Genomic DNA, 17,367 nt, shown 5'->3' with positions numbered 1-17,367 from the left:
TTCATTATTGTTGAGATATACTAGCATCGCTTTCAATTCGCTTTTCTTTTTGGCTCAGTTTTTTATCTTTAGATTTTTTTAATGTTAAAGTCATGCCAATAAAAATAAAAAGAATTCCTGTTATTTGCATTAAAGTTGGACGGAATCCAGTAAGTACAGTATCTAATAATATTGCCACTGCCGGATCTAAAAAAACTAATATTGAGATTGTTTTTGTAGATAAATAGCGTAAACTATCAAAAAACAGATAATATACTATCCCTGTGTGAATAAAACCAGTAGCTATAATATATGTCCAATTACTTTGAGTGAGGCCACTAAAAGCATCTAAATCTATAAATGGTATTAAAAGAAATATCCCCAAGAATGTTTGTAAAAATGTCATTGCATACGCACTCATTTTGTTAATCCCTTTACCAAATAAAGTTGTAAATGCATAAAAGAGAGCTGCAAGAAATCCCCATATCATACCTGAAGACATTAATGAACCGAAAGAGAAGCTTCCATCGATACCAGCAATTAATAAAGCTCCTGCAAAACACACAATTATTGAAATGATAGATATGAATGTTAATTTTTCTTTAAAGACGATACTTCCAATTAACAGTACAATTACTGGTGCAAGATGATAAACTGAGATAGCAATTGTAACTGACATATTTTCAAAGGCTTTAAATAAGAAAACCCAATTAAATACTAAGAAAAAGCCACATATTAAAACTTGAATAACTTCTTTTCGTTCCCATTTATCTTGTTTATATTGCCCTGTAAGCAACCAGCATACACTTAAAAATATTGTCGCAAAAATACACCTTACAAACACTAATTCAAACGAAGGTAAGTTTGTTTGAACCGAAAAAAAGCCAACTGATCCAAAGATAACCATTGATGCTATCATCTTTAAGGCCGGTACCGTTTTCTCTTGCTTAAAACTCTTTTGAAGCAAATTAATCCCCCTCCAATAAAAACTCGGTTTATAGTGAGAAAAACACCAGCCTAAAAAAAGGACAGGTGCTTTTCCTCAAAAACACTCAATTATAAATTTTTTCCAGCAGTCCAACCACCATCAATTACAAAATTAGAACCAGTAATAAAGCGGGCCTGATCAGAAATCAAGTAATCAATACATGAAACAATATCCTGCGGCAACCCCCAAGTATCTAAAGATTGATTACTTTTTATCATAGACATCAAGGCTTTATTACTAAAGTATTCTTCTGTAAGTTCAGTTCTAATAACACCGGGAGAAATACTATTTACCCTTATATTTTGCTTACCAAATTCCATAGCCATCTGTTTAGTCAATCCGATTAAAGCATGCTTTGATGCAACATAAGCAGCTCGCTCTGGTTCAGCCATTAATCCAGAAACCGATGCTATATTCACAATACAACCTTTTATTTTCGATTCACACCATCGCTTAGCTACTTCCCTAGAAAGGATAAATGGGGCTACTAAATTTACATCAATTACTTTTTTAAACATATCATCGGATAAATGTAAAACAGGTGTTATCTCTCGAATACCAGCTGCATTTATTAATATATCAGGAGAAAGCTTTTCTAAATCTAATTGAGTAAAAAGATTATGAATCGCTTCGCTATTACTTAAATCAATTTGCACTACTTTCAAAGGCATATCTGTTTTCATATAATCTATTAAATTATTATTATGAATATCAAGCGCTATTACATGAAATGATTTTTCTAAAAAGTATTTTATACAAGCATGACCTATACCGCTATTGGCTCCAGAAATCATAATTATTTTATTCTCTCTCATTTTGTCTCCTTATAAGAAAATGTTACTAATAAAATATCACGAAAAGCCTCCGTACTACATTCTGTTCCAAGTGGCGTTACGGCATGGAAGACCTTTTGTCCAAATACTAAAGTTTCTAAAGGCTCCTTCAAACTTATAAACTGATTAATTTCCCGAGGAGAATTAGCTATTAAATTATCTCCACCAATAGCTGTATTACTTAAATTCATAAGGTGTAAAAATACTACTGGTTCATCATCTTTATGTAACCAAATAGGTGAACTAAAAGATGGTCTTTCTTTAGTAGCTTTATATCTTACTTGATGTAAACCTATAATTAAGTCTTTACTTGTATCTATTATATTTGTTTTAAATGCAAATTCAGTATCGAAACGCACGATATTCTGAATTAAAGGATTGCATAAAAAGCTATCATTTATGCCATTGAACTGTCTAACTTTCCCGCCATCGTCATAGTTATATTCTTTAGATTGGAAGTAATCATTACTATTATCTAAAATATAATCTGGTGAATCAACATACTTTATATACCTTGAATAAGATCTAGCACGGCATTCACCGTACGCATCATCTTCCAAATTATAATAATCTAACTGTGCTTGTGTTAATAAACGATGATTCTCTTCCTCTTGTAAAAAGATTTCATTTGAGATTTCAAGGAATCCTTTAGATTCAAATTCATGTACCTTTTCTTCTATGCTAAACCCATTCATTTTACTAAGAACAAATGTCATTATAAAAACCTCCACACTATTGTATTTTTCTATCTCACCCTATGTTAGAAATGCAATAAGTAACCGAGATTCTTGCTTAATAAAATTTTAAATTATGATATTCAATTAATACACCAAATGAAATATATGTAATTCATTAAAATTATTTATTAAGCAATATTATATATCCTTTTGGTTATTTTTTCTAATTATCTGAAGATTTATCAACATTAGTCTTAATATTCGAAATTAAAGAAATGGATTTTTCAGAAAGATAAAACTGCGCGTATTGCAATTATTTATGTATATAACTTTTTTAAAAATTATATTTTAAATATAGCTAGTTTTTTATAAATTTTTTGATATAATTACATACGGGAAAAGGGAAGAATTTTGTCTTCCCTTGTGTTTTTATTTGCATCTAGTACTTTTGCTAGATGCTTTTTTTTATGCTAAAAAAGGTATCCTCAAATACTTTGAGGATACCTTTTCACCTTTATTATCTCTGCTGTTTTCTACCTAATACGAGTAACCCAAAACTCATCATTACAAGAAGTGCTCCCATATATGGTTCCACAGGCATTTTCTGCCCTGTCTTCGGTAATTCTTTTTCAGGTTTCTCTGGATTCGGTGTCCCTGGCTTTTCTGGATCTGGTGTTCCAGGTTTTTCTGGATTCGGTGTTCCAGGTTTTTCTGGATCTGGTGTTCCAGGTTTTTCTGGATTCGGTGTTCCAGGCTTCTCCGGATCCGGTGTTCCAGGTTTTTCTGGATCTGGTGTTCCAGGTTTTTCTGGATTCGGTGTTCCAGGCTTTTCTGGATCTGGTGTTTCTGGACCTGGTGGTGCTAAATGATTCAATTTGTTTAATACTTCTAATTGAACTGCATTTATCATTCCATTTGTAATTTCAAATGGAATTGGATTAGTTAATTTTTCATATCCTTTTGGTGCTTCTACTTCTACTAGTGTGTAGTTACCTACAGATAGATCTGTGATTTTTGCCTTTCCATCTTTATCTGTTGTTACTTTCACTACTACTTTTCCCTTTTCATCATGAACTTCAAACACAGCTCCTGATAAGACTTCCTTGCTTTCAGCGGCCATTTTTGTAATCTCCACTGAACCTTTGTCTAACTGTTCGTTCTCTACTTTCAATGATAAGACTTTTGTCATACCTTTTGTAATTTCGAATGATACTGGTTCCGTTAACTTTTTGTAACCTGGTAAGCTCTTCGTCTCTACTAATTTGTATTTTCCTACTGATAGATCTGAAACGTTTGCTTTTCCTTCTTTATCCGTCGTTACTTTCGCAACTACTTTGCCTTTTGAGTCACGTACTTCAAATACAACATTTTCTAATGGTGCTTTACTGTCTTTATCTATTTTTGTGATTTCTACATTCCCCGTATCTACCATTTCATTTTCTACAGTGAACGCTAAAGATTTTGTCATACCTTTTGTAATTTCAAATGGTACAGGCTTTTCTATTTTTTTGTAGCCTGGTAAACTCTCTACTTCTACTAGCTTGTACTTTCCTACTGATAAATCTGAAACTGTTGCTTTTCCAGCTTTATCTGTCGTTACTTTCGTTACTACCTTGCCTTTGTCGTCTTGTACTTCAAAGACTACACCTGCTAACGGTGCCTTATTATCTTTATCTATTTTTGTAATTTCTACATTTCCCGTATCTACCATTTCATTTTCTATTTTTAATGATAGAACTTCTGTCATACCTTTTGTAATTTCAAACGATACTGGTTCTGTTAATTGTTTGTAACCTGGTAAACTTTCTTTCTCTACTAATTTGTACTTTCCTACTGATAGATCTGAGATTTTTGCTTTACCATTTTTATCTGTTTTTACTTCTGTTACTACTTTTCCTTTGTCGTCTTGTACTTCGAAGACTACGCCTTCTAATACTTTTTGACTATCTTTATCTACTTTTGTGATTTCTACTGAACCTTTGTCTAACTGTTCATTCTCTACTTTTAATGATAAGACTTCTGTCATACCCTTTTTAATTTCGAATGATACTGGCTCTGCTAGCTTTTTGTAGCCTGGTAAGCTTTCTACTTCTACTAGTTTGTAATTTCCTACAGATAGATCTGAAATTTTCGCTTTTCCTTCTTTATCTGTTGTTACTTTTGTTACTACTTTGCCTTGCTCATCTTGCACTTCGAATGTTACGCCTTTTAATAACGCGCCACTTTCTTTGTCCACTTTTGTAATTTCTACTGAGCCTTTATCTACTAATTCGTTCTCTACTTTTAGTGATAAAACTTCTGTCATGCCTTTTTTAATTTCAAACGATACTGGTTTTGCTAGTTTTTTATATCCTGGTAAGCTTTCTACCTCTACTAGCTTATATTTTCCTACTGATAAATCTGAAATTGTTGCTTTTCCTTCTTTATCTGTCGTTATTTTTGTTACTACTTTATCTTTTTCATCTTGCACTTCGAATGTTACGCCCGCTAATACTGCGCCACTTTCTTTGTCCACTTTTGTAATCTCTACTGAACCTTTATCTAACAGTTCGTTCTCTACTTTCAATGATAAAACTTTCGTCATACCTTTTGTAATTTCGAATGATACTGGTTCCGTTAACTTTTTGTAACCTGGTAAGCTCTTCGTCTCTACTAATTTATATTTTCCTACAGATAGATCTGAAACGTTTGCTTTTCCTTCTTTATCTGTCGTTACTTCTGCTACTACTTTGCCTTTGTCGTCTTGTACTTCGAAGACTACGCCTTCTAATACTTTTTGACTATCTTTATCTACTTTTGTAATTTCTACTGAACCTTTATCTACTAGTTCATTCTCTACTTTTAATGATAAGACTTCTGTCATACCTTTTTTGATTTCGAATGATACTGGTTCTGTTAATTGTTTGTAGCCTGGTAAGCTTTCTTTCTCTACTAATTTGTACTTTCCTACAGATAAGTCTGAGATTTTTGCTTTACCATTTTTATCTGTTTTTACTTCTGTTACTACTTTTCCCGCTTCATCTTGGATTTCAAAGACTACGCCTTCTAATGCTTTTTGACCATCTTTATCTACTTTTGTAATTTCTACTGAACCTTTATCTACTAGCTCATTCTCTACTTTTAGTGATAAAACTTCTGTCATACCTTTTTTGATTTCGAATGATACTGGTTTCGCTAGTTTTTTATATCCTGGTAAGCTTTCTACCTCTACTAGCTTATATTTTCCTACTGGTAAATCTGAAATTGTTGCTTTTCCTTCTTTATCTGTCGTTACTTTTGTTACTACTTTGCCTTTTTCATCTTGCACTTCGAATGTTACGCCCGCTAATACTGCGCCACTTTCTTTGTCTACTTTTGTAATTTCTACTGAACCTTTATCTAACAGTTCGTTCTCTACTTTCAATGATAAAACTTTCGTCATACCTTTTTTGATTTCGAATGATACTGGTTCCGTTAATTTTTTGTAACCTGGTAAACTCTTCGTCTCTACTAATTTGTATTTTCCTACTGATAGATCTGAAACGTTTGCTTTTCCATCTTTATCTGTCGTTACTTCTGTTACTACTTTGCCTTGCTCATCTTGAACTTCGAAGACTACGCCTTCTAATACTTTTTGACTATTTTTATCTACTTTTGTTACTTCCACATTTCCCTTGTCTAACATTTCGTTTTCTACTGTTAAAGCAAGAGATTTTGTCATACCTTTTTCAATTTGGAAAGTAATCGGATCTACTAATTGTTTATATCCTTTTGGTGCTTTTACTTCTACTACCTTGTATGTGCCGACTGATAAATTAGTAACTTGTGCTTGTCCTTTTTTATCTGTCGTTATTTTAGCGACTACTTGTCCTGCTTCATCTTGAATTTCAAAGACTGCATCAGCTAAAGCATCTTTATTTTCTTTATCTACTTTTGTAATTTCTACATTTCCTGTATCCACTAATTCATTTTCTACAGTCAATTGTAATGCTGTTACTCTACCCTTTTCAATTTCGAATGAAATTGGCTTTTCTAGTGGTTTGTATCCTGCCGGTGTTTCTACTTCTACCAACTCATACTTTCCAATAGATAAATCTGAAACGTTTGCTTTTCCTTCTTTATCCGTTTTTACTTTCGCAACTACTTTTCCTTTTGAATCACGTACTTCAAATACAACATTTTCTAATGGAGCTTTACTATCTTTATCTATTTTTGTTATCTCTATATTCCCTGTATCCACCATTTCATTTTCTACTTTCAATGATAGGACCTCGGTCATGCCTTTTTTAATTTCAAATGATACTGGTTTTTCTAACTTTTTATAACCAGGTAAACTTTCTACCTCTACTAATTCATACTTTCCTACAGGTAAATCTGAAACATTTGCTTTTCCTTCTTTATCTGTCGTTACTTTCGTAACTTCCTTACCCTTTTCATCTTGTACGATGAATGTTACTCCCGCTAACGGTGCTTTATTATCTTTATCTATCTTTGTTATCTCTATATTTCCCGTATCTACCATTTCATTTTCTATTTTTAATGATAAGATCTCGGTCATACCTTTTGTAATTTCAAACGATACTGGCTCTGTTAATTTCTTATAGCCTGGTAAACTTTCTTTCTCTACTAATTTGTACTTTCCTACTGATAGATCTGAGATTTTTGCTTTACCATCTTTATCTGTTTTTACTTCCTTTACTACTGTTCCAGCTTCATCTTGCACGTCAAAGACTACGCCTTTTAATGCTTTTTTGCTGTCTTTATCTATTTTTGTAATTTCTACTGAACCTTTATCTAACTGTTCATTTTCTACTTTCAACGATAGGACTGTTGTCATACCTTTTGTAATTTCGAATGATACTGAATCTGTTAGCTTTTTGTAGCCTGGTAAACTTTTCGTCTCTACTAATTTGTACTTCCCTACTGATAAATCAGAGATTTTTGCTTTACCATCTTTATCTGTTTTTACTTCTGTTACTACTTTGCCTTGCTCATCTTGCACTTCGAAGACTACGCCTTCTAGTACTTTTTGGCTATCTTTATCTATTTTTATAATTTCTACTGAGCCTTTGTCTAACTGCTCATTTTCTACTTTTATTGCTAAAGATTTTGTCATACCTTTTTTTATTTCAAATGGTACTGGTTCTGTTAGCTTTTTATAACCTGGTAAGCTTTTCGTCTCTACTAATTTGTACTTTCCTACTGATAGATCTGAAACGTTTGCTTTTCCATCTTTATCTGTTACTACTTTTCTTACTACTCCATCTTTCTCATCTTGGACTTCAAATTCGACACCCGCTAATACTGCCCCGTTCTCTTTGTCCACTTTTGTAATTTCTATATTACCTTTGTCAACCATTGCATTTTCCACTTGTATTGGGAATATGCCGTCCCCTGTTACATTTACTTCGAACTCTGCTTCTTTTAATTGGTAGCCTTCAGGCGCTTTCGTTTCTTTTAAAATATATTTCCCTGGTGCTAACGGTTTAGAGATTGCCTTACCATCTTTATCTGTAATAATATGTTCGACTACTACACCGTCTTTTACTATATCAAACTCTGCATTTGCTAATGGTTTTTCACCATTTTCCGAATCAATTTTCTTTACTTCAATTTGACCCTTTTGCATAGTATTTTTAATTTCAATTGTTTTTGTTTCTCCAGCTTGAAGTGTAACCTCTACTGGTTCTTTTAATTTTTGATATCCTTCTGGTGCTACTGTTTCATATACTTTATACGTCCCAGGAGCTAAAGGTTGAGGTACTGAAAAACCTTTTTCGTCCGTTTTCAGTTTTGCAACAACTTCATTTGCACTATTTCGAACTTCAAATTCGGCACCTTTTAACCCTTTGTTCAGATTCTCAGAATCTATTTTATGAATCGATACTGTACCGTCTTTTGGAGCTTCAGGCGGCGTAATAGTTACTTCTTTTGATGTTAATGTTTTATCATCAAAATGTAATTCCGCTTTATTAGGAATCTTCTTATCTACGTAAGAAGATAAGTCTGCATTATTTTTAATTTTCGCCTTGATACTAAGATTAATTATCTGGTCTTCATATGACTTATAGTCAAAATTCTCACCAAACGTAAATGTTACTTCACTTCTTTGCTTATCTATCTTTAACGTCCCTTTAGAAGTAATATCTTGGCCATTTTGATCATATACTTTTGCCTCTAATACTTCTAAAACATCTTCTAAATCATCACGAATTACCATTGATGTGTATTTAGGAGGATCGTTTGGTATATGTGTACCAACTTGGTATTGAATCACTTGATCCATTTGTGTTAGCTGCTCATTCTCTACAAGCTTGCCATTCTCATCAACTATATTTTTTTCAATACTAGGTGGATTATCGTCACCTGAACCGGTTCCCCCTCCACCACTTACGAATACTTGTCCTACTTTTTCTTCAGTTTTAATATTTTTACCTTCTAATTTCACAGTATTTTTATGAGGCTTTGCAGAAGGATTAGTAATCTTTGTTTTATATCTTAAAATATAACCTTTTGAACTGTCTGGAAACTCAATTGTAAATCCAGCCTTTGTTGCATTAATTTTAATGTTAGATAAATCTGCTGGCTTAATATTTGTTGGTGCATAACCATCTTCAAATACAGCCTCTTCTAATACTACGCTGTCTGTAATTAACTCATGCCCAGGTCCTAATGTATCTGTTAATTTAAGATCTTGCATTTCTGTTCCAGTTGCATTTACATATACAAGCCAATCAGCAATCGAAGGATCTTCTTGATTATAAGAACCCCATTTCAATAGATTATCTGTATTGGGCTGTGGCTTCGGTCTCTCTGTCGTATTACTTACATTTACTTCTTTATTGACGATTTGACCATCAACGTTAAATTCTAATGGAATTTCTTTAACACCATCATATGCTTCTAGACCAAAGTAGAATTCTACGAATAAAGAACCTTTAATGTTATTCTTTCCTTCTACGTAATCCCCCATAGTACACGTTAATAGACCCTTTTTCATCTCACATGTACCAACTATTTTTCCTTCAGTATCTTTTAAAGGAAAACTCATATTCATAAGGTCTTTTCGAAACTCTTTTGGCATATCAATTGTGAATTGATCTCCACTTTTTATTTTTTCTTTAGCTGACCACTTCACTTCTACTTTCATACCATCTGAGGCTTGATACGGTTCAGATGTCGTGCCATCAGTACGGGAAATATTAATTTCGTCCACTGGACTTTTCATCACAGCAGCTTGAATAACTGGAGCCCACACATTCAGCACTGAAAATAATACTAGAAAAACTAATGAAACCATTGAAATATGTCTTTTAGTACTTTTCATTTGCATAGTTCCCTCCTATTTTTTATATTTATATAACAAAAAAAGACCGTCCGGTTGCATCAAAAATGTGCAACCAGACGATCTTAGTAACCAATATGTATTACCGTAGACTCTAAGCTTTGCGGCCTATCCTTTCGAATAGTGTGCTAAAAATATCTTTTATTCTTTTTTTGTTTCATTTTCCTCTTAAACCAAATATTACTATACCGTCTGGACGGTTATAATTCAATACTCTATAAAATTGTTCTATTTTTCTAATAAAAAAAATAATTCACCACTACATTAAAGAAGCAACGGTGAATTATTTTTACATTATATAGTTCGTATATTCTATTTATATGAATTCCTAATAAGAGCTTGAATCACTTTTTCTCTTAACTCAGGGCTTAGTCTTCCAACCCCTAAATATTCCGAATACCATAATCCATCTGCTGCTAATCTAATAATTGTTGCACAAACTGCATCTATCTCATCGTTTTCTATATTCTTTTGCAGTTGCTGAAATGATTGTTGTAATGGCTCAAGTAATTCAGGTTTTAACATGAATGCTGCCATCATACTACTAGATAACTCTTCTGTTCTTCTCTCATTATTTAATCTTTCCTCTACAAAAGAGCGAACCCATCTCCCTTTCTTCTCTGCGTCTTCCGCTACTTTATTGTAAATGGCTCCCTCATAATCCTCTACCCCTCTGACTATCATACCTTCTATTAAAGCTTCTTTATTTGAAAAGTGATACAATAATCCACCTTTACTTACACCCGCCTCTTTTGCCACTGCTTCTAAGGTTAATTTAGCAACCCCTTTACATTGCACAATTTGAGAAGCGGCCGCCAAAATCTTTTGCCGCGTTATGCTTATACTCATTCCTTTTTAAAACCCCATTTCTACTAAATTTATATAAATACGAATCTTATTTTTAATATTGTTGATTACTACTAAGTATTTTCTTTATACAACAAAAGCTTCATTACCTTTGAATTTTTAGTTACTTATTCTATTAAAAATTTCCATATCATTCAATATGATAACATTAAATACACAAAGCTGACTATACATCTATACTTTTGTATTTATTGAAAATATATCCATTAATAAAATTTACCGATTTATTCCTTCTTATTACTTTAAGACAGCAGTAATTCTTTCAGTACTAAATAAAAAATGTTATTACTCCCATTAAATTGAGTAATAACATTCTACTTAACAAATTCGCTGCCAACTAGCATCCTTCACATCTTCACTAGTCGGTTTTCTAACTGATCCAATAAAGTGAAACTTTATATCCGCAACATGGACAGGTGTATTTCATTTTGTCACTCCATTATTAACTTGTTTTCCCATATATTCCGACTCACAAAGAATGTAACAGCACAAATCATAGTTATCCCCATGAAAAATGTATTAGAATCTTCATATGTAGTTGGAATGCCTACCGTTACGAAAACAATACTAAAAGCTAAAAGTAGATATAATAATAAAGATATAATATAGCTGAGTTTAAATCGTAAAATGATACCTCTAAACAATAGCTCACCAAGTAGACAGCCACCTAAAATAATAGGTACTCCGAAATACAATGTAAGGACTCCCATTTGCGCAGTAGATTGAATTATCTTTCCAATTATGTTCGGCGAAACCAGCTCACTATTGTTTCCCATCCTATCATATAAATCAAGTGCTGTTGCTGAAATAAAGAAACTTAATATAGAAAATGAATACGGTATTAAAAATTTGCTCACTCTCATTCACCTCGCTTGTTTCTTTACATATATTATTCATTATTTTCGCATAAAAAAATAGCCCGTCTTCCGCGAAAGGCGAGCCGTTCCACTTAATTCTCATTTAACTTCTTCTTATACCAATCCTGCATTCTCTCCGCATCTTCTACTCTCGTATGCTCTATTTTGTAACTAGATGATGCACTCGAAAACTTATACGTACATAAATCCGCACGGCGCTGGAAATATGATTGTGTCTTCTCCATTGATTGGACGTGTCTTCTTCTAATAAGTCCTGTATATTTTCCGACGCTACGATAGACAAGTGTAATTTGTTCTCCGTTAACACTGTAACCATTTGTTTTAAATGTTGCGTATCCAAGTGTAAAGATAAGGATTGCGAGCGGTAGTAATGCCCACATGATGTAATACTTTTCAAAGTATATGCCTATTCCAGTAAGCGGGATTGCGAGCATAGCGAAAAAGATGAAACTATCAATGAGATAGCGGCGCAATGCTGCTTTTGGTAACGAAGTAATATTTGCATTCAGTTCGTATGGTAATTGTAAATGCGCGAGTAACTGTTGCACTCGATCTTTTCGAATGATAGGATGCAGTGTAACTTTTTCTTTTTCGTCACCCGTTCCCTTACTTTGAATGACTTCTACTTGCACAGCACAATAACCGAACGGTTGGCGTAAAATACCTTCTTTTATCGTAATCCCTTGAATACGGTGCAATTTTAGTACGAGTTCTTTTTTCTCCAGTAATCCTTGCGAAATACGGACTTCGTCATTTCTTCGATTCACTGTGAAATCTCCATGTTTTAGCGCATAACCAATTGTCGATATAATCCACGAAAGGACGAGCAAAATAGCTATCATCAAAATCCAGCCATATATATCATGTTCCATTACATACGACTTTACGCTATTCTCTATCCATTTCGGAATGTACTCATCTACTTGGTGATACACAAAAAAGATTAATGAGAATAATAATCCAAATTGACCAGATGTAACAGAGGCTATTAAAATCTCTTTCCACGTTAATTTGTATTCTCTCGCTTGTTTTTCCTCTGTAATAATTTCTTTTACTTCTACTTCTTCTAATGTTTTTTCTACTTTCAATTCTGAAGCCGACTCATTTAACATTGCGATAAGCTCTGTCGCTTCTTCTACCGTAATTCCAGCTAAGCTAACTTCTGCTTCATCGCCTCCGCCAGCTGTTTCAATCTGAATTTTTTTCAAACCGAGCATTTGATATAGTACGTTAGAACTTGTATTAATCGTTTGAACACGTTCTTTATTTAAGTAGCTCTCCTTTTTCACAAAGAGACCTTGTTTCACATGTAATACGTTATTTTCAACCCAGTATGTTGTGTAATACCATTTTTCAAACGCTGAAAAGACGGTGAGTAAACCGAATGCAGCGGGAATTAAATACCAAAACGGGAACTTTCCGTTTAAGCTAAACATGAAAATAATGAGTGGTATAAAGTCTGTTATTTTTAACTCTAATAACATCGTGATTGGATGCTGCCTTTTATACATCCTCATCACTCACTTTCGCTAATTCTGCGATTTTCGTTTTCAACATTTCAGCTTCATACATCGTTAAACCTGGGATGCTATGAGAAGTTGCTGCTGTTGAAATGTGTAATTCTGCTAATCCGTATTTTCTCATAATTGGCCCTTGTTCAATCGTTACGTGCTGTACACGAATCATCGGCACTAATACGCGCTTAACAACGAAAAGGCCATGCTGAATTTCAAGTTCTTCTTCATTTAGTTGGTAGCTGTAATAACGTTGACGTAGTTTCGGAAACGTAAAGTAATCAAACGGTGTATATACGATTGTTAATCCGATGAGCACATAGAAAATCCAAGCCCACCAATTAAACTTAATCATAAAGAAAAGATATGCAAAAATGACTATAATACTGATTCCTAGCTCAATTAAAGAACGCGCTTTCCACACCTTGACCATGTCAGGGTGAATTTCATTTTTCAATGAATCCATGTAACCACTCCAAATCTAGTAATCTAATATATGAATACTCTCAATCTATATTTTACGTAACTTTACAGAAAATTGGAATTTAATCTTCTTTCTTCTCAGGAATAAAATATCCGAACCAAAGTAGCCAAATGAAACCGATTAACTTCATCCAATTTCCATCCGCTTGAAAAGCTTCAATCATACCTGGTATTTTATAAACCCCAATAAATCCAAGAAAACCGAGCCACCAGTTTTTTTGCATTTTCATTTTTACTCCTCCTTCATTACGTTTTTCACATTTCGAATCCAAATTTCTTTATACTTTAACTGGAATCCCATGAGCATATAGTTGCTCATATTATCGATCACGAGCGCTAGCGTATGAGCATTTTCTTCCGTTTCATGTTGTGACACAACGCCCAGTCTCGCGCCTTTCTTCAATAAATCATGGAAACCACGCAAAAAATCCTCTTGTATTTCAAATAAACGTTTCTGATACTTTTCATTTCGCGATGCAGTTACGATAAATTCATTGATAACGCGTAGTATTCCTTCTTGCCCTTCATACTCAGAGAGCATATGTAAACCATCTGCGATTAGCTTTTCTGCAAAGTTTTCTTTCGTATACCGCTCTTCATTAAAGTATTTTGTAAAATGATAATCAGAAAAAATCTCTTCAAATAAAAAATCAACTAACGCTTCTTTAGAAGAAAAATGATAGTAAATAGCCGGTTTTGAAATACCTACCTCTTTCGCAATCATGGAAAGACTCATCTTCTCAATGCCGTGTTCTGCCATAAGTTTAAATGATGCCTCTACAATGTTCTGCGATGTTTGTAAATTCTTCGTCATACTGTACCTCACTTATTTTTACTTACCGTTCGGTAAGTAAATTATAAAACAAAACGAAATGATTTTCAATTTAGTTAGCACTACAGAAGGTATTTATCGGAAAATACAGAAAGTTATAAAGTAAAAGCAACATATAAGAATAAGGAGGATATCATATGGGACTTGGTGGTAATGGCGGCGGTGAAGCGGGACAAGCTGGTAAGAGCGGATTTTCATTAATCATTGTACTTTTTATCGTATTGATTATAGCTGGAATTAGCTATATCGGACTTAGCTTCTAAGAAAAGGCGTCCTACATTACATATGTAGGACGCCTTGTTTTTAATCTCTATTCAGCAATCGCATACGATAACAATTCATCGTCACTTCTCCAAGCCTTTGCAGTAATTGATAGTTCGCATATGCGCCGACTGGGGCACCGATTACTGGTACGAGCTGAAGCATTTTCGCTAAATCAATATAGTCTCGGTACTCTGTTTGGAACTTTTCCCAGTCCATATGATTTTCTTTTTCTGTATCCCACGTTTCGATTGCTTTCCATATTTCTTTTCGGTGATCGTCACTTGAAAAGGCAAGTTGGAAAACGTGAAGGATAAAAAGACGCTCTTCTTGTTTACTCGTATCAAATCCGTACAATGTCGCTGCATCGAATAAAAATTTAATTTTAATTGTAAGTAAAAGCGGAAAGTCAGCAAGACCGAGGAGAATACCACCAGCTCCAGTCCCTGCTCCTTCTGCCGCTGCTATTTTTTTGTACTCATCCATTTTTTTACGAACTTCATCGTCACGTCTTTGCAGTGACCATGTCGTCTCTTTTAGTTTCGGCTTTATAAAGTTTGACCCGGCGCTAATCGTTTGCACCATCATACGAATCGTCTCTGTTAGTACCTTTTGTACTTTCGCCGGAATGAGCTGTTGCACCTTCGTCTGCACTTTTTTGGAGAACCGTGTCATCATAGAAGAATCTTTCATGAATGTAGCTTTCCACTGCTCCAATTCTTTTATAACCTTCTCTTCGTATGTAATCATAGGTTCATTCCTTTCAATTTAAACGCTCAATGCGCTTCGCCCCGTATTGGTAAACGAAACCGATACTAAATAATATGCTTACGATAAGTAAAATTCCTGTCATCATGAAATCTTTCGTTGCTAGTGCAAATATAACTGTAAAGATTACGCTTCCGATGATTAGAATCGCGTTTAATAAAGCAAGAAAATCTTTCTTCTTCTCTTCTCCCCCTACTGGATACAAATCAAGCCAAATTTTCATGCGATGATGTTTCCATAAAGTTAATAGCTGATAACCGATTAAGTATAGGAAGATAAGGCTTACGATAAATCGTCCATATAAAAATGGAATGAAGTAAAGAATTACTCCGCCAAGAGCGAGCAGACGCACATATAATCCAAAATAATTACCAGATCTTAAAAATGTTCTCGTATATAAGTATAAATATGTACGCTTTTCGCCTATCATCGACAGAATGAAATCTAGCCATTTTCTGCGGGCTACTCTTTCTTTTAATGCTGGTACATCAACGAACATGTTCGCAATGCGGTACAGTAGCATCATCTTCTTACCTTCTTCGGAAATTAAATACTCCCAGTTTAGTGGCTTTCCTTTGACCATTTGATGCATGATAGCAAGGTATAACACCATGAGAAGGACGATTCCACCAATGAAAAGAACTGAAGTACGTTCTACAAGGAAATATACAAATAAACCGTTTAGGATAAAACGAATAAACCAATCAGCCCTTTGTATATTTTGATCTGTTAAAAATGACTTTTCCCACGCTACAAATAAATTCCACGCTTTTACAATGACAAATGCGAGTACGATCCATATGTAGCCAGCTCCTGTTTGCTTCATTTGTTGGAAGTATAACGGAGCAAGCGCGGCTGCTACGATTGCGATTATGTATAACTGAATCATAAATGTAAAAAGAAATGCCTTTGTGAAGTAAGGTTTTAACTTTTCTTCAACTGGCAGTAAGTAAACGAGATCCGCTTCTTTTAATAATGTTTGAATGGATCCAGCCGTTAACACGAGTCCAATTAATACTGCCATTACGAGCGCAGTTGGAAACGAAGTTGTTAACGTTTGTAACCATTGCTGGTAATAATACGCTCCCGCACCGATGATGAACACGAAAATAAATTTCAAATGATCATTAAATACGTATTTACTATATGTACGAACTTCTTTTAGAAAGTGACGAAATCGTTCTTTCCATAACGCTGTGCTATTCATAATCTTCTTCCTTTGTTAGCGCGATGTAAATATCATCTAACGTTGCACCTGGCATATTAAACTGTGATTGCAGTTCAGATAGCGTTCCCTTCGCTCTTACTTCACCTTGATGCAAAATAATGAACGAATCACAATAACGCTCTGCCGTCGCTAAAATATGTGTGCTCATTAAAATACCGGCACCACTCTTTTTCATTTGGTCCATCATTTGAAGAAGGGATTGAATCGCTAACGGATCTAATCCAACGAAAGGTTCATCTACTATGTAAAGAGATGGCTCCACTAAAAATGCGCTCATAATCATTACTTTTTGTTTCATCCCTTTTGAGAAATGAGATGGAAACCATTTTAAACGATTTTTCATACGAAACTCTTGTAGTAGTTGTCCTACACGTTCTTCATATTGTTTTTCATCCACGCCGTACGCCATAGCTGTTAATTTCAAATGCTCTTCTAACGTTAATTCATCATATAATACCGGCGTTTCCGGAATAAATGAAAAGCTAGAACGGTACGCTGTCATATCATCACGAATTGTTTTCCCATTAATTGTGACAGTTCCTTTTTTCGGTTCCATTAAACCGATAATATGTTTAATCGTCGTACTTTTACCAGCTCCATTTAAACCGATTAAGCCGACAAGTTCGCCTTTATTAACAGAGAACGAAACGTCTTTTAATACAGGTCGTTTCGTATATCCTCCTGTAACATTTTCCACACGCAATAACTCGCTCATACGACACCACTTTCTTCATT

14 protein-coding genes and 1 riboswitch are annotated in these 17,367 nt (G+C 34.1%); of the genes, 1 reads left to right on the top strand and 13 read right to left on the bottom strand.

Translation table 11 applies throughout. The annotated features are described in order from the left end of the window. Positions 1 to 4: 4 nt before the first annotated feature. The 10 genes from ACZDYH_RS08290 to ACZDYH_RS08245 all read right to left on the bottom strand — a co-directional run bounded on the left by ACZDYH_RS08290 (position 5) and on the right by ACZDYH_RS08245 (position 14,357). Positions 5 to 946, bottom strand: a complete 942-nt coding sequence (locus tag ACZDYH_RS08290; RefSeq protein ID WP_000939621.1) for a DMT family transporter — start codon at positions 944 to 946, stop codon at positions 5 to 7. An 89-nt stretch (positions 947 to 1,035) separates the two neighbouring features. Further along, complete coding sequence (locus ACZDYH_RS08285) at positions 1,036 to 1,782, bottom strand: SDR family NAD(P)-dependent oxidoreductase (RefSeq protein ID WP_139849529.1); 747 nt, start codon at positions 1,780 to 1,782, stop codon at positions 1,036 to 1,038. After that, positions 1,779 to 2,516, bottom strand: coding sequence for a 2OG-Fe dioxygenase family protein (locus ACZDYH_RS08280; protein ID WP_000144812.1), 738 nt, complete (start codon positions 2,514 to 2,516; stop codon positions 1,779 to 1,781). The genes ACZDYH_RS08285 and ACZDYH_RS08280 overlap by 4 nt, the downstream gene beginning before the upstream one ends. A gap of 478 nt (positions 2,517 to 2,994) precedes the next feature. Further along, positions 2,995 to 9,789 (bottom strand): SpaA isopeptide-forming pilin-related protein, encoded by a 6,795-nt coding sequence (locus ACZDYH_RS08275; protein WP_474886136.1) that lies wholly within the window; start codon positions 9,787 to 9,789, stop codon positions 2,995 to 2,997. A gap of 59 nt (positions 9,790 to 9,848) precedes the next feature. Then, positions 9,849 to 9,941, bottom strand: a riboswitch (cyclic di-GMP riboswitch). 172 nt (positions 9,942 to 10,113) lie between these two features. Further along, complete coding sequence (locus tag ACZDYH_RS08270; protein WP_000028016.1) at positions 10,114 to 10,650, bottom strand: TetR/AcrR family transcriptional regulator; 537 nt, start codon at positions 10,648 to 10,650, stop codon at positions 10,114 to 10,116. A gap of 449 nt (positions 10,651 to 11,099) precedes the next feature. Beyond that, entirely contained in the window at positions 11,100 to 11,525 is a 426-nt protein-coding gene (locus tag ACZDYH_RS08265; protein ID WP_063535832.1) for a hypothetical protein, read from the bottom strand. A 92-nt stretch (positions 11,526 to 11,617) separates the two neighbouring features. Further along, positions 11,618 to 13,057, bottom strand: a complete 1,440-nt coding sequence (locus ACZDYH_RS08260; protein WP_326304040.1) for a PH domain-containing protein — start codon at positions 13,055 to 13,057, stop codon at positions 11,618 to 11,620. Then, a complete protein-coding gene (locus ACZDYH_RS08255) occupies positions 13,050 to 13,526 on the bottom strand; it encodes a PH domain-containing protein (RefSeq protein WP_000377670.1) in 477 nt (158 codons plus the stop codon). The genes ACZDYH_RS08260 and ACZDYH_RS08255 overlap by 8 nt, the downstream gene beginning before the upstream one ends. Before the next feature lie 79 nt (positions 13,527 to 13,605). Then, positions 13,606 to 13,773, bottom strand: coding sequence for a hypothetical protein (locus ACZDYH_RS08250; RefSeq protein WP_000783813.1), 168 nt, complete (start codon positions 13,771 to 13,773; stop codon positions 13,606 to 13,608). A 2-nt stretch (positions 13,774 to 13,775) separates the two neighbouring features. Further along, positions 13,776 to 14,357 (bottom strand): TetR/AcrR family transcriptional regulator, encoded by a 582-nt coding sequence (locus tag ACZDYH_RS08245; RefSeq protein ID WP_434713695.1) that lies wholly within the window; start codon positions 14,355 to 14,357, stop codon positions 13,776 to 13,778. 155 nt (positions 14,358 to 14,512) lie between these two features. Here ACZDYH_RS08245 and ACZDYH_RS08240 point away from each other — a divergent pair, with 155 nt between their 5' ends. Beyond that, positions 14,513 to 14,638 (top strand): YjcZ family sporulation protein, encoded by a 126-nt coding sequence (locus ACZDYH_RS08240; RefSeq protein ID WP_074619092.1) that lies wholly within the window; start codon positions 14,513 to 14,515, stop codon positions 14,636 to 14,638. A gap of 40 nt (positions 14,639 to 14,678) precedes the next feature. On the opposite strand, the gene ecsC is transcribed toward ACZDYH_RS08240, so the two are convergent. From ecsC to ecsA, 3 genes are read right to left on the bottom strand one after another with little or no spacing between them, the layout of a single operon-like run. Then, the gene (gene ecsC / locus ACZDYH_RS08235; RefSeq protein WP_000634142.1) at positions 14,679 to 15,386 is read right to left on the bottom strand and encodes an ecs operon protein EcsC; all 708 of its coding nucleotides are present in this window, start codon (positions 15,384 to 15,386) and stop codon (positions 14,679 to 14,681) included. 13 nt (positions 15,387 to 15,399) lie between these two features. Further along, a complete protein-coding gene (gene ecsB, locus ACZDYH_RS08230; protein WP_001089131.1) occupies positions 15,400 to 16,611 on the bottom strand; it encodes an ABC transporter permease EcsB in 1,212 nt (403 codons plus the stop codon). Then, positions 16,604 to 17,347: an ABC transporter ATP-binding protein EcsA gene (gene ecsA / locus ACZDYH_RS08225; RefSeq protein ID WP_001292603.1), complete on the bottom strand. Its 744-nt coding sequence runs from the start codon at positions 17,345 to 17,347 to the stop codon at positions 16,604 to 16,606. Before ecsA ends, ecsB begins: the two co-directional genes overlap by 8 nt. Positions 17,348 to 17,367 lie beyond the last annotated feature (20 nt).

The sequence above is a fragment of the Bacillus sp. EB V-12 genome (assembly GCF_056158125.1).
The sequence above is the reverse complement of the archived record's forward strand: the minus strand, read 5'-3'. Positions and strand labels throughout refer to the sequence as shown.